We start from the raw sequence: 15,124 nt of genomic DNA, 5'->3' as shown, positions 1-15,124 counted from the left end.
TATATAAATAATTAAAATATATTTTTTAAATATTTTTTTAAAAAATTTGGTTAAAATTTAAAGGTATAATTATGATAGAATATCCAAATTTTAAAAGTACCACCTTAAAAAAGGAAAGTTCTCATATACAAACATACTTTAGAAAAGTATATGGATGGATGTCTTGCGGCTTATTATTAACAGCTTTTGTTGCTTGGTATGTATCTAATTCAATACAAATTGTGAATTATTTATTAAATAATAAATTTCTTTTACTAGGATTATGTTTTTTACAATTTACATTAGTATTTATTATTTCAAATTTTTTAAATAGATTATCTGGAAAAACATTAACTGCATTATTTATGTTTTATTCATCTTTAACTGGTTTAACTTCAGCAGGAATATTTTCTATATATAATCAAAATACAATTTTTACAGCATTTATAACTACTTCATTTACCTTTTTATCTATGTGTATTTGGGGGTATTTTACTAAAAAAGATTTAAGTTATTTAGGTAATCTAATTATAATGGGGATATTTGGTATAATAATAGCTTCATTTATAAATTTCTGGTTACAGAATAATTTAATATCGTCTGTAATTAATTATGTTAGTGTAATTTTTTTTACATTACTTATTGCGTATGATACACAAAAATTAAAAAATATTGCAAAAAAAATTAGTTTAAATATAAATGATAAAGATAATTTAAGAAGATATGCTATTTTAGGTGCACTTATGTTATATTTAGATTTTGTTAATTTATTTTTAATAATGTTACGTTTAGTTGATAATAATAATAGTAATGATGATAAATAATATTTACTTTTTTTTTATAAAAAATTATTAATAATTTTTATTATATTACTTATACAAAAATTTTTTTTAATAAAATATATAAATTAAAAAATAATTAATATTAAAAGTATAAAATATGTCTACACCTATGATGGATCAATATTTTAAATTAAAAAAACAATATCCTAATATTTTATTATTTTATAGATTAGGAGATTTTTATGAAATGTTTTTTGAAGATGCAAAAAAAGCATCAAAATTATTAAATATTGTATTAACTAAAAGAGGTAATTTAAACGGGAAACCTATCCCAATGGCAGGCGTACCAGTAAATAGTATAGAAAATTATTTATCAAAATTAATTAAATTAGGAGAATCTATAGTTATTTGTGAGCAAAAAGATAAAAAAAAAATATCATCTAATAAAAAAATTTTAAATAGAGAAATAGTTCGTATTATTACACCTGGAACAGTTAGTGATGATATTTTATTAAATAATAATGTTGATAATTTATTAGGATCAATATATCAAGATATAAAATTAGGATTTGGTTATGCTACACTAAATATTAGTTCTGGTGATTTTAGAATTATGGAAAATAAAGATATTAATATAATCGCAGGAGAATTACAAAGAACAAATCCAAAAGAATTATTATATTCTGAAAATTTTAAAAATATGTGTTTAATAGAAAAAAAATATTGTATTAGACGTAGACCATTATGGGAATTTGATATAGATACAGCTGTTGAACAATTAAATATGCAATTTAAAACAAAAAATTTAAAAAGTTTTGGTATTGAAAAATCATTTTTAGCGATTAGAGCCGCAGGTTGTTTAATACAATATGTTAAAGATACACAAAGAGTATGTTTACCTCATATTAATAATATTTTTTTGGAAAATCATAATAATGAAATTATTATGGATGTAAATACTCGAAAAAATCTAGAAATAATTAATAGTATTTCTGGAGATAAAGACAATACTTTAATTAAAGTATTAGATTATACAACTACTACTATGGGTAGTCGTTTATTAAAAAGATGGTTAAATAACCCAATACGTGATACAAAAATTATTTTAAATAGACAAAATAATATTTCTATTTTACAAAAATATTTTTTAAATTTTAAAAAAATATTATTAAAAATTGGTGATATTGAAAGAATAATTGCAAGATTAGCTTTAAAAACTGCTAAACCAGAAGATTTAGTTTCTTTAAGACAAACATTGAGTTATTTACCTAAAATCCATAAAATTTTTAAAAATATAAACGATTGTGAAATAAAATTTAAAATTTTAAATGTAGGAATATTTCTTTCATTAAAAGAGTTATTAGAAAAATCTATAAAAAAAAAACCTGCTTCTTCTTTAAAAGAAGGAAATGTTATAGCTACTGGGTATAATTTAGAATTAGATAAATTAAGAGAATCATCAAAAGATTCATGTCAATATTTGTATTTTTTAGAAGAAAAAGAACGTAATCTATTAAAAATAGAAAAATTAAAAATAGGATATAATACAATTAATGGATACTATATTCAACTAAGTAAAAATTACAAATATATTCTTCCTTATAAATATATTCAAATTCAAACCTTAAAAAATTTTAATAGATATACTATCCCAGAGTTACAAAAATACCAAAAAAATATTTTTTCTTCGAAAGAACATCTTTTAAATTTAGAAAAATATTTATATAATAAATTATTTGATTATATTAATCCTTTTTTAAAAAATTTACAAAAATTATCATTATATTTATCAGAATTAGATGTATTATGTAATTTAGCTGAAAGATCTATTACTTTAAATTATACTTGTCCTATAATTAGTAAAAAAATAGGTATATCATTAATTAATTCAAGACATCCTATTGTTGAAAATATTATGAAATCTTCTTTTATATCCAACAATGTATTATTAACTGAAAAAAAACATTTCTTATTAATAACAGGTCCTAATATGGGAGGTAAAAGTACTTATATGAGACAAGTAGCATTAATAATATTAATGACTTATATAGGTAGTTATGTTCCTGCGGATAAAGCAATTATAGGTCCAATAGATAGAATTTTTACAAGAATAGGATCTACAGATAATATTTCTTTTGGTTTATCTACCTTTATGGTAGAAATGATAGAAACTGCAAATATTTTAAGAAATGCAACAAAAAAAAGTTTAGTATTAATGGATGAAATTGGCAGAGGTACATCTACTCATGATGGACTAGCAATTGCTTGGGCTTGTGCAGAAAATATTACTAAAAAAATTAAATCACTTACTTTATTTGCAACTAATTATATTGAATTAGCAAATTTAAAAATTAAAAATAAATGTATAAAGAATATGTATTTTGATGCTATAGAAATTAATAATTCTATTGTTTTTTTATACAAAATAAAAAATGGATCTATTAATCAAAATTATGGTTTATTTGTAGCAGCTTTAGCTGGGATCCCTAAAGAAGTTATTAATCAAGCAAAAAAAAAAATTGAACAATTGAAAATTTTTAATGCAAAAAATTAAAATATACTAAAAAAATAGTATGTAAAATATAAAATATATAAATTTTTTAATTTTAATAAAATTATAAAAATTAATGTTATTAATTAGCACTTATTTTTATAATTTTATATATTTAATAATTAAAATTATGTATTTAAAAATATAAATAACAAATATATAACTTATAAAATTAAGTTGAAAGGATATTTATTTAAATGAATTCTTTTGCTAAAGAAATAAAATTAATTAATATCGAAGAAGAATTAAAAAATTCTTATTTAGATTATGCAATGTCAGTTATAATTGGAAGAGCATTACCAGATGTAAGAGATGGATTAAAACCAGTACATAGACGTATATTGTATGCTATGTATATATTAGGTAATACATGGAATAAATCTTATAAAAAATCAGCTAGAATAGTAGGAGATGTTATAGGTAAATATCATCCACATGGAGATAATGCAGTTTATGATACAATTGTAAGATTAGCTCAAGATTTTTCATTAAGATATCCATTAATAAATGGACAAGGTAATTTTGGTTCTATTGATGGAGATTCTGCTGCTGCTATGCGTTATACTGAAATTAAAATGTCTAAAATTTCTCAGGAAATTATTAATGATTTAGAAAAAAATACAGTAAATTTTTTATCTAATTATGATGGTACAGAAAAAATTCCTGAAATAATGCCAACAAAAATACCTAATTTATTAATAAATGGATCATCTGGTATAGCAGTGGGTATGACAACTAATATACCTCCTCATAATATTACTGAAGTAATTAATGCTTGTTTGGCTTATATTAATAATAATACTATTACTATTAAAGAATTAATGAATTATATTCCTGGACCTGATTTTCCTACTTCTGGTATTATTTACGGTATTGATGAAATTGAAAAGGCATATAGTACAGGAAAAGGAAAAATTTTTCTTAGAGGACGGGTTAAAATTCTTAAAGATATAGAAAAAAGATATAAAACAATTATAATTTATGAACTTCCTTATCAAATAAATAAATCTAAATTAATAGAAAAAATAGCTAATTTAATAAAAGAAAAAAAAATTCAGGGTATTAAAACTTTAAGAGATGAATCAGATAAAGATGGAATAAGAATTTTAATTAGAATTAAACAAGATATATCTGTTAATGTAATATTAAATAATTTATATAAATTAACTCCTTTACAAACTACTTTTAGTATAAAAATGGTTTCTTTACATAAAGGCAAACCTACATTAATGTCTTTAAAAAATATTATTAAAGCATTTATTTCTCATAGACGTGAAATAGTAATAAGAAGAACACATTATGAAATAAATAAAGCTCGTAATAAAGCACATATATTAGAAGGATTAATAGTTGCTTTATTAAATATAAAAGAAATTATAAAAATTATACGTTCTTCTAAAATTTTAGAAAATATAAAAGAACAAATTTATTTAAAATCTTGGAAAATTCCAAATATATTTGAAATATTTAATTTACAAGAAAAAAAAACATTAAATATTTATTTAACTAATTCTAATTTAATAAAATTTAATGATAATTATCATTTTAGTTATAAACAAATTATAGCTATTTTAGAATTAAAATTACATAAATTAACACATTTAGAACATAAAAAATTATGTATGGAATACGAGAATTTAATATATAAAATTACAAATTTAATTAAAATTATTAATAAATATGAATCTTTAATGAAAGTAATATATGATGAATTAACTTTAATAAAAAAAGAATTTAAAGATAATAGAAAGACCGAAATTATTTTAAATAAGAATAATTCTATAATTCAAAAAAAAGATTTAATTAATCATGAAAAAGTTATTATTACCTTATCTTATCAGGGATATATTAAATATCAAAAAATTACTGAGTATAATATACAACATAGAGGTGGTAAAGGAAAATTAGCTGTAAAATTAAAAGATAATGATTTTATACATAAAATATTAATAGCAGATACTCATGATAATATTTTATGTTTTTCAAATAAAGGACATTTATATTGGTTAAAAGTATATGATATACCTGAAGCTAATAGATATGCAAAAGGGAAACCTATTATAAATTTTATTCCTTTAAAAAAGGAAGAAACTATTAATGTATTTCTTGTGATAAATAATTATACAAATAATTCTAATTTAATTATGGCTACTGCAAAAGGGAAGGTAAAAAAAACAAATTTAAATAAATTTAATAAGCCTAGATCTAATGGTATTATTGCAATAAAAATAAAAAAAAATGACTCTTTAATAGGAGTATCTATTGTTAATAAAAATGATAAAATTATGTTATTTTCTTCTTTAGGTAAAGTAGTTAAATTTAATGAATCTCAAATTAAATCTATGGGTAGAAATACAATAGGAGTAAAAGGTATTAATTTTTTAAAAAAAAGAAAAGATTATGTTGTATCATTAATAGTAATAAAACAAAAATTTCAAAAAAATATTTTTACTATAACAGAGAATGGATATGGAAAATGTACTAATAATAAAAATTTTCCTATAAAATCTAGATCTACAAAAGGAATTATATCTATGAAAATTAATAAAAGAAATGGAAAATTAATAGGATCTCTTAGAGTAAGAGATAATGATCAAATTATTATCATTACTAATATGGGAACATTAATACGTATTAATATATCTGAAATTTGTGTTGTAGGGAGAAATACTAAAGGAGTTATTATAATTAAAACAAAAATAAATGAAAAAGTTATAGGATTACAAAAAATTTAAAAATCTCTATAAATTATTAAAAATTTTTTTAAAATTAAATAAAGAAAGTATTATTTTTTAAAATTATATTTTAAAAAATCTTTAAATTTAAATATTTCATTTGTTTTTTCCCATGAAAAAATATTTCTACCAAAATGACCATAAGCTGCGGTTTTTTTATATATTGGTTTTAATAAACCTAACATTTTAATTAAATTAAAAGGTCTTAAATCAAAAAATTTTTGGATAAATGAAGTTATTTTTTTATCAGATACTTTTCCTGTTCCAAATGTATTTACCATAATTGAAATTGGTTCAGCAATACCTATAATATAGGCAATTTGTATTTCACAACGTGAAGCTAAAGATGACGCTACTATATTTTTTGCTATATAACGTGCTGCATAGGCAGCTGATCTATCTACTTTCGAAGGATCTTTACCTGAAAAAGCTCCTCCACCATGTCTTGCCATACCTCCATAGGTATCTACAATAATTTTTCTTCCAGTTAAACCACAATCACTTATAGGACCTCCTATAATAAAACGACCTGATGGATTAATAAAAAATTTTGTTTTTTTATTAATCCATATTTTAGGCAAAACTGGTTTAATAATTTCCTCCATAATAGCTTCTTCTAATTTTTTAAATGATATTTCTTTAGAAATTTGTGTTGATAAAACTACAGAATCTATATTAATAATTTTATTATTTTTATATTGAAAAGTAATTTGACTTTTTGCATCCGGTTCTAACCATGATAAAATTTTTTTTTTTCTAATTAATGATTGTTGATATACTAATCTATGTGCATATATAATAGGAGCTGGCATAAAAACATTTGTTTCATTTGTTGCATAACCAAATACAAATCCTTGATCTCCTGCTCCTTGATTATATCTATCTAAATTAGATGATATTCCTTTACTAATATCTTCTGATTGTTTACTTATAATATTTAATATTGTACATGTATTAGCATTAAATGCTGAATTAGGATTTGTATATCCTATTTCTTTTATAGTTTTTCTAGCAATTTTTTCTATATTTATTTTAGCTTTTGTCGTTATTTCTCCTCCAATTAATATTATATTATTTTTAATATATGTTTCACACGCTACGCGTGAATAAATATCTTGTTTAATTATCTCATCTAATATAGCATCAGAAATTTGATCTGCTATTTTATCAGGATGTCCTTCCGATACTGATTCTGAAGTAAATAAATAATCTGTCATTAATATGACCTATAATTTTTATAAAAAAATTCAATTTTATGTATTATATATTTAAAAAAATATAAAATATATAAAATTTTTATTTTAAATTTATAAAAAATAGATTTTAAAACATTTTAAGTATATATTCCTTTATATAAATAATTTTTTTATAAAATATTTTATTAAAAATTTAGGAGTAATTTATATTATGCCTTCTAGAAGAAATCTTGCTAATGCTATTCGATTTTTAAGTATAGATGCTATAGAAAATTCTAAATCAGGACATCCTGGCGCACCAATGGGTATGGCTGATATTGCAGAAGTATTGTGGCGTAATTATTTAAATCATAATCCTAATAATCCAAAATGGATTAATCGTGATAGATTTATATTATCTAATGGACATTGTGTTATGTTAATTTATAGTTTATTACATTTAACTGGCTATGATTTGACAATTTCTGATTTAAAAAATTTTAGAAAATTACATTCTAAAACACCAGGACATCCTGAGTTTAGATGTACTCCTAATATTGAAACTAGTACTGGACCATTAGGTCAAGGTTTAGCAAATGCTGTTGGTATAGCTATAGCTGAAAAAACATTAGCAGCACAATTTAATAGATTAAATTATAATATTATTAATCACTATACTTATGTTTTTTTAGGTGATGGTTGTTTAATGGAAGGTATTTCACATGAAGTATGTTCTTTAGCAGGAACATTAAAATTAAAAAAATTAATAGTTTTTTATGATAATAATGGTATTTCTATAGATGGTAATATAAAAGGATGGTTTAATGATGATACTAAAAAAAGATTTGAATCTTATGGATGGTATGTTATATCTGATATAGATGGACATGATTTCAGAAGTATAGAAAAAGCAATTGATAAAGCTAAATCTTCTATAGAAGATAAACCTTCTTTATTAATTTGTAATACTATTATTGCTTTTGGATCACCTAATAAATCGGGAAAAAATATTGCACATGGATCTCCTTTAGGTAAAGAAGAAGTTCTTTTAACACGAAAAAATTTAAATTGGAATTATCAACCTTTCGAAATTCCATCATATATTTATAAAAAATGGAATGCAAAAGAAATAGGTAATATAAAAGAATTTAAATGGAATTACATGTTTAAAAATTATTGTAATAAATTTCCTATATTAGCTAAAGAATTAAAAAGAAGAATTAATAATTTTCTTCCTGAAGATTGGAATAATAAAATAAATAAATTTATTTATAAATTAAATAATACTAATACTAATTTTTCTACAAGAGAATCATCACAATATATTTTACAAAAATATTCAAAATTATTACCAGAATTATTAGGAGGTTCTGCTGATTTATCTAGTAGTAATTTAACTATTTTAAAAAATTCTAAGCCAATTAATAAATTTAAAAACGGAAATTATATTTATTATGGAGTAAGAGAATTTGGTATGATGGCAATAGCAAATGGTATTTCGTTATACCATGGTTTTATTCCTTATACAGCTACTTTTTTAGTTTTTTCAGATTATTGTCGTAATGCCATAAGAATGGCTGCTTTAATGAAAATTAGAAATATAATGATTTATACACACGATTCTATAGGTTTAGGTGAAGATGGTCCAACACATCAACCAATAGAACAATTATCTAGTTTAAGATTAATTCCTAATATAAGTATTTGGCGTCCATGTGATAAAATTGAAACAGCTATAGCATGGAAAATTAGTATTGAAAATATAAATAAACCAACTATATTAGTGTTATCAAGACAAAATTTACCTACACAAAAAAGAAATAAAAAAGAAATATCATATATATCATATGGTGCATATATTTTAAAAGATTGTTTAGATAAAAATCCTCAAATTATATTAATAGCTACTGGATCAGAAGTGCCTTTAGCTGTTGAAGTATATAAAAAATTATCTTTGTTAAAATATAAAACTAGAGTAATATCAATGCCATCTACAGATACATTTGATAAACAAACAAAAGAATATCGAAATTATTTATTACCTAAACATATTAAATGTAGAATAGCTATTGAAGCTGGATCTAAAGATTTTTGGTATAAATATGTAGGTTTAGATGGTATTGTAATTGGTATGAATACTTTTGGATATTCTGCTCCTGCAAATAAATTATTTCAAAAATTTGGTTTTACTGTTGAAAATATTATTTTAAAAATAAAAAAATTTTTAAAATTATATAATTAATTATATATTATAGGATTAATTATTTATGTTAAGTATTTTAAATTTAGATATTAGCAATAAAATTTTATTAATTAGATCTGATTTAAATGTACCTTTAGATATAAAAGGTAATATTACTTCCGATATTAGAATTAGATTATCATTACCCACTATAAAATATGCTTTAGAAAAAAAAGCTAAAATTATTATAGCTTCTCATTTAGGAAGACCTACTGAAGGAATATATAATCCTTTATTTTCTTTAAAAAAAATTGCTATATATTTAGAAAAAATTTTAAAACATAAAGTTATTTTAAAAAAAAAATATTTGAATGGATGTAATTTTGAAAAAAATGAAATTTTTCTTTTAGAAAATGTTCGTTTTAATATTGGTGAAAAAAGTAATAGTAAAAAATTATCAAAACAGTATGCATCTTTATGTGATATATTTGTTATGGATGCATTTGCAACTTCACATCGTATGCATTCATCAACTTATGGTATTATTAATTTTGCAAAACAATCTTGTGCAGGATTATTATTAATAAATGAAATAAAAAATTTAAATAAATTTCTAAAAAATCCTGAAAAACCTATAATTTCTATTGTAGGTGGATCTAAAATATCTACTAAATTTAATGTATTAAAAAAATTATCTAAATTATCACATAAAGTTATTGTAGGAGGAGGAATAGCAAATACATTATTATCATTAAATAATGATATTGGACATTCATTATATGAACCTAATTCAATTTTATTAGCGCAAGAAATAATTAAAAAATGTAAAAATATAATTCTTCCTATTGATTGTATAGTTAGTACATCTGTTACTAATAATTCTTTAATTAAAAATAAAAATGTTAATAATATATTAAAAAATGAGAAAATTCTTGATATAGGTTATAAAACTATAAATATTATTAAATGTGAATTACAAAAAGCTAAAACAATATTATGGAATGGTCCTATTGGAGTTTTTGAATTAAAAAATTTTAGAAAAGGAACTGAAATTATAATTAAAGCTATTATACATAGTAATGCTTTTTCTATTGTAGGAGGAGGAGATACTTTAGCTGCAGTAGAATTATTTAATGCTTTTAATCAAATTTCTTATATTTCTACAGGTGGAGGTGCTTTTTTAAAATATATAGAAGAAAATAAATTACCTGTTATATCTATATTAGAAAATATTTCATAATATTTTATTTAATAATAAAATAATAAAATTGCTAACAATAAAAATTTTTAATAGGGTAAAGTATATATTATGTCTAAAATTTTAAATTATATAAAACCTGGTGTTGTTGTTGGTCATGATGTACAAACTATATTTAAAATAGCAAAAGAAAATAAATTTGCTTTACCGGCTGTTAATTGTATAAATACTGATTCTATTAATATAGTTTTAGAAACTGCAGCAAAAGTAAAATCTGCAGTTATTATTCAATTTTCTAATTCAGGAGCTTCTTTTATTGCAGGTAAAGGATTACAAAAAATAAATCCACAATTAGCTTCTGTAATTGGTGCAATATCTGGAGCTCAACATGTACACAAAATTGCTAAATATTATGGTATTCCAGTTATTTTACATACTGATCATTGTCCAAAAAATAAACTATCATGGATAGATCATTTATTAAATGAAAATGAAAAATATTATTTAATACATAAAAAATCTTTATTTTCATCTCATATGATAGATCTCTCTCGAGAATCTATTAAAGATAATATTAAAATATCTAGTTATTATTTAAAAAAAATGTCTGAAATGAAAATGACTCTAGAAATAGAGTTAGGATGTACAGGTGGAGAAGAAGATGGGACTGATAACAGTAATTTAACTAAAAAATTATTATATACTGATCCTTATGATGTAAATTATGCCTATGAAAAATTAAAATTAATTAGTTCTCAATTTATTATTGCAGCTTCTTTTGGAAATATGCATGGAGTATATCAAACAGGACATGTAAAATTATTACCAAAAATTTTGAAGGATTCACAAGATTTTATTAGTAAAAAACATAATCTTTCACATAATTCTATAAATTTTGTATTTCATGGAGGATCAGGTTCTTTATTATCAGATATTCAAAAATCTATACAATATGGAGTTGTAAAAGTTAATATTGATACAGATACACAATGGGCTACATGGAAAGGTTTATTAAAATATTATAAAAAAAATAAAAAATATTTGCAGCACCAACTTGGTAACCCAGAAGGATTTAATAAACCTAATAAAAAGTATTATGATCCTAGATCATGGATTAGAGCATCACAAATTTCTATAAGGGAACGATTAGAAAAAACATTTAAAGAGTTAAATGCAATTAATACATTATAAAAAAATAAATTATTTTAATTATAAAAAAAAATACAAATTATTTCATAAAATGGATTATTAAAATATGAATAAATTTACTAGTGTATTAGATTTTATAAAATTATGGATATTTCAAAATAGATCTTTTATTTTATATCAATGTGAACATTTTGTTTTAGCTGGAATGGTTTTATTTTTTGGATTATGGGGAGTTAAATTTGTTACTAAAACTTTAAGGAATGTTTTTACTATTAGAAATATAGATCCAATTACAACTGGATTTCTTACAAATATTTTTAAATATAGTTTAACTATATTTGTTATAGTAAGTGCATTAAGTAGTATAGGATTAAAAACATCATCAATTTTTGCTGCATTTGGAACTATAGGATTAGTAATAGGTTTAGCTTGGCAAAGTGCTTTGTCCAATCTAGCATCAGGATTATTAATTATTACTTTCCGTATTTTTAAAGTAGGAGATTATATTAATATAGGTAATGTAACTGGTAAAATTACTAATGTTGAAATTTTTTGTACTCTTTTTAAAACATTTGATGGAAGTATTATTTCTGTACCTAATGGGAAAATACTTACAGAAAATATAATAAATTTTTCTAAATCTAATGAATATCGAAATAAAATTACTTTAGGTATTGCACGAAATTTAATACAAAAAGATATAAATATTGTTAAAAAAATTTTATTAGATACTGTTTCAGTAAATGAAAAAATAATAAAAAATTCAATTGTTAATGTTGTTGTTGATGAAATTACTAATAATTCTATTAATTTTACTGTTTTTTTTTGGATTAATGATTTTATAAATAAAAAAGAAATTTGTTCAGATTTAATTGATATTTTAAAAAATAATTTAGAATTATATAAAGAATCTTGTGTATTATGGATTAATAATGATTAATATTTTTTATTTTTTTAAAAAAAACAACACGGTGCACGGTGCGAACGGGATTTGAACCCGTGACCCCCGGCGTGACAAGCCGGTATTCTAACCAACTGAACTATCGCACCATAATTTATTATATTATATATCATATTGTTAATCGTCAATACTTTTATTTATTTTTTTATTATGCCATAAAGAAAAACCACATGTTTTTTTAATTAAATGTAATTTTAGTTTATGTAATTTTAATTCTTTATCAGAAGCTTTTATAACTAATAATTTTTTTTTCAAATTTTTATATAAAAATTTAAATTCATTATTCAAAATATTATTTTGTTCTTTTGAAAATTTTAATTGAAAAGATTTTTGTTTTGTAGTCATAAATAAAAAAACATGAGCTAATAATTTTGCATCTAATAAAGCTCCATGTAAATTACGTTTACTTGTATCAATATTAAATCTGGAACATAAAGAATTTAATGAATTTCTTTTTCCTGGAAATATATTTCTAGCCATTTTTAATGTATCTTTTATTATACAAAGATCTTCAATTTTAGGTAATTTTTTTTTTATTAATGATAATTCATAATTTAAAAAATTAATATCAAATTGAGCATTATGAATGATAAGTTCTGCTCCTTTAATAAAACGAAGAAAATTATCTAAAATATCAGAAAAAATAGGTTTTTTTGATAAAAATTTATTAGAGATACCGTGTATATTATATGCTTCTTTACTAATATTTTTTTGAGGATTTATGTATGTATGAAAATAATTTTTAGTAATATTACGATTAATAATTTCAATAATTCCTATTTCTATAATACGATGTCCTACATAATAGGGATAATAAAGATTCATTCCTGTTGTTTCTGTATCTAAAACTACTTGACGTATATTAATTTTTTTCATATTTGTTATATAAATAGTATAAATTTTATTAAAATAATATGTATAAAAATATAAATATTTTTACTGATGGTTCTTGTATATATAATCCTGGACCAGGAGGTTGTGCCGCTATATTACAATATCATAAATATGAAAAAATTTTAACTAAAGGTTTTTTTTTAACAACTAATAATAGAATGGAATTAATGGCATCTATTATTGCATTAGAATCTTTAAAAGAAAATTGTAATATTTATATATTTACTGATAGTAAATATTTAAAAAACGGTATTACAACATGGTTGTATAATTGGAAAAAATGTAATTGGTTACGTAATAATAAAAAAAAAGTAAAAAATATTGATTTATGGAAAAGATTAGAATTATCTTTATCTAATCATAATATTTATTGGAAATGGATTAAAAGTCATTCATATAATAAAATGAATAATAAATGTGATAAATTAGCTCGTATTTCTGCTAAAAATCCTATAAATGAAGATTTAGGATATATAAAAAAATAAATATTTATATTTTTTGAATAAAATTTTAATAAAATAGTTGTTATTTTTCTATAACTTATTTAAGTTTAATAAAATAATTAATTTTTAAATAAAAATTAAAATTTTAAAATTTTATAAATAAAAGGTAAAATATGCTAGATAATAATCGTTTAAGAATAGCTATACAAAAATCTGGTCGGTTAAGTAATGAATCTAGTAAATTACTAAAGAATTGTGGTCTTAAAATTAATTTACAACAACAAAAATTAATAGCTTTTGCAGAAAATATGCCAATTGATATTTTAAAAGTACGTGATGATGATATTCCGGGATTAATTATGGAAGGAGTAGTTGATTTAGGAATTATTGGTAAAAATGTTTTAGAAGAAGAAGTTTTAAATAGATTATCAAGAGGAAATCATGCTAATTATTTAATATTACGTAAATTAAAATTTGGTATATGTAGATTATCAATAGCAATACCTATTAATAAAAATTATATAGGATTGCAATCTTTGCAAAATTCTTGTATTGCTACTTCTTATCCTAATTTATTAAAAAAATATCTTGATAATAATAATATTACATTTAAATCTTGTATGTTAAATGGATCAGTAGAATTAGCTCCTAGATTAGGTTTATCAGATGCTATTTGTGATTTAGTTTCAACTGGAGCTACTTTAGAAGCACATGGAATGAAAGAAGTAGAAATTATATATAATTCTCAAGCATGTTTAATACAACGTTATGATAAGATAACAACATTTAAACAACTTTTAATAAATAAATTATTAGCAAGAATAAAAGGAGTAATACAAGCTAGAGAATCTAAATATATAATGTTACATGTCCCAAATAAAAAATTAGAAAAAGTAATGACATTATTACCATATGTTCAAAATCTTACTATTTTACCATTAAGAGGAGAAATTAAAAAAGTAGCCATACATATGGTATGTAGTGAAACATTATTTTGGGAAAAAATGGAAAAATTAAAATTATTAGGTGCTAGTTCTATTTTAGTTTTACCTATTGAAAAAATCATGGAGTAATA

Annotated in this window: 10 protein-coding genes, 1 tRNA gene and 1 pseudogene; 9 read left to right on the top strand and 3 right to left on the bottom strand. The window is 21.3% G+C overall.

The features are described 5' to 3' along the window. Positions 1-71 precede the first annotated feature (71 nt). The 3 genes and pseudogenes from GJU02_RS00670 (at position 72) to gyrA (ending at position 6,047) form a co-directional block, all read left to right on the top strand. Positions 72-803 carry a Bax inhibitor-1/YccA family protein gene (locus GJU02_RS00670; RefSeq protein WP_168919180.1) on the top strand — a complete coding sequence of 244 codons (732 nt, stop codon included), beginning with the start codon at positions 72-74 and terminating at the stop codon, positions 801-803. Positions 804-918: 115 nt separating this feature from the next. Next, positions 919-3,282, top strand: a pseudogene (gene mutS / locus GJU02_RS00665) (DNA mismatch repair protein MutS); the annotation flags it as partial. A gap of 227 nt (positions 3,283-3,509) precedes the next feature. After that, positions 3,510-6,047, top strand: coding sequence for a DNA gyrase subunit A (gene gyrA, locus GJU02_RS00660; RefSeq protein WP_168919178.1), 2,538 nt, complete (start codon positions 3,510-3,512; stop codon positions 6,045-6,047). A gap of 50 nt (positions 6,048-6,097) precedes the next feature. Here the strand turns inward: gyrA and metK are convergent, their stop codons facing one another. Then, the gene (gene metK / locus GJU02_RS00655; RefSeq protein ID WP_168919177.1) at positions 6,098-7,264 is read right to left on the bottom strand and encodes a methionine adenosyltransferase; all 1,167 of its coding nucleotides are present in this window, start codon (positions 7,262-7,264) and stop codon (positions 6,098-6,100) included. Positions 7,265-7,454: 190 nt separating this feature from the next. On the opposite strand from metK, the gene tkt reads away from it, so the two are divergent. The 4 genes from tkt (at position 7,455) to GJU02_RS00635 (ending at position 12,691) form a co-directional block, all read left to right on the top strand. Beyond that, positions 7,455-9,464, top strand: coding sequence for a transketolase (gene tkt, locus GJU02_RS00650; RefSeq protein ID WP_168919176.1), 2,010 nt, complete (start codon positions 7,455-7,457; stop codon positions 9,462-9,464). A 25-nt stretch (positions 9,465-9,489) separates the two neighbouring features. After that, positions 9,490-10,644, top strand: coding sequence for a phosphoglycerate kinase (locus GJU02_RS00645; protein WP_168919175.1), 1,155 nt, complete (start codon positions 9,490-9,492; stop codon positions 10,642-10,644). A 69-nt stretch (positions 10,645-10,713) separates the two neighbouring features. Beyond that, positions 10,714-11,793 carry a class II fructose-bisphosphate aldolase gene (fbaA, locus tag GJU02_RS00640; protein ID WP_168919174.1) on the top strand — a complete coding sequence of 360 codons (1,080 nt, stop codon included), beginning with the start codon at positions 10,714-10,716 and terminating at the stop codon, positions 11,791-11,793. A 64-nt stretch (positions 11,794-11,857) separates the two neighbouring features. Then, positions 11,858-12,691 (top strand): mechanosensitive ion channel domain-containing protein, encoded by an 834-nt coding sequence (locus tag GJU02_RS00635; RefSeq protein ID WP_168919173.1) that lies wholly within the window; start codon positions 11,858-11,860, stop codon positions 12,689-12,691. A 36-nt stretch (positions 12,692-12,727) separates the two neighbouring features. Here GJU02_RS00635 and GJU02_RS00630 read toward each other — a convergent pair. Continuing rightward, a tRNA-Asp gene (locus GJU02_RS00630) sits at positions 12,728-12,801 on the bottom strand. Positions 12,802-12,829: 28 nt separating this feature from the next. After that, positions 12,830-13,588 (bottom strand): DNA polymerase III subunit epsilon, encoded by a 759-nt coding sequence (dnaQ, locus tag GJU02_RS00625; protein WP_168919172.1) that lies wholly within the window; start codon positions 13,586-13,588, stop codon positions 12,830-12,832. Positions 13,589-13,626: 38 nt separating this feature from the next. Here dnaQ and rnhA point away from each other — a divergent pair, with 38 nt between their 5' ends. Both rnhA and hisG read left to right on the top strand, forming a co-directional pair. Next, positions 13,627-14,091 carry a ribonuclease HI gene (gene rnhA / locus GJU02_RS00620; RefSeq protein ID WP_168919171.1) on the top strand — a complete coding sequence of 155 codons (465 nt, stop codon included), beginning with the start codon at positions 13,627-13,629 and terminating at the stop codon, positions 14,089-14,091. A 131-nt stretch (positions 14,092-14,222) separates the two neighbouring features. Then, positions 14,223-15,122, top strand: a complete 900-nt coding sequence (gene hisG, locus GJU02_RS00615; protein WP_168919170.1) for an ATP phosphoribosyltransferase — start codon at positions 14,223-14,225, stop codon at positions 15,120-15,122. The last annotated feature ends 2 nt before the right edge of the window (positions 15,123-15,124 follow it).

It is taken from the genome of Enterobacteriaceae endosymbiont of Donacia thalassina (assembly GCF_012568245.1).
In the GTDB taxonomy this organism is placed as follows: domain Bacteria; phylum Pseudomonadota; class Gammaproteobacteria; order Enterobacterales; family Enterobacteriaceae.
This window is presented reverse-complemented; position numbering and strand designations above follow the sequence as displayed.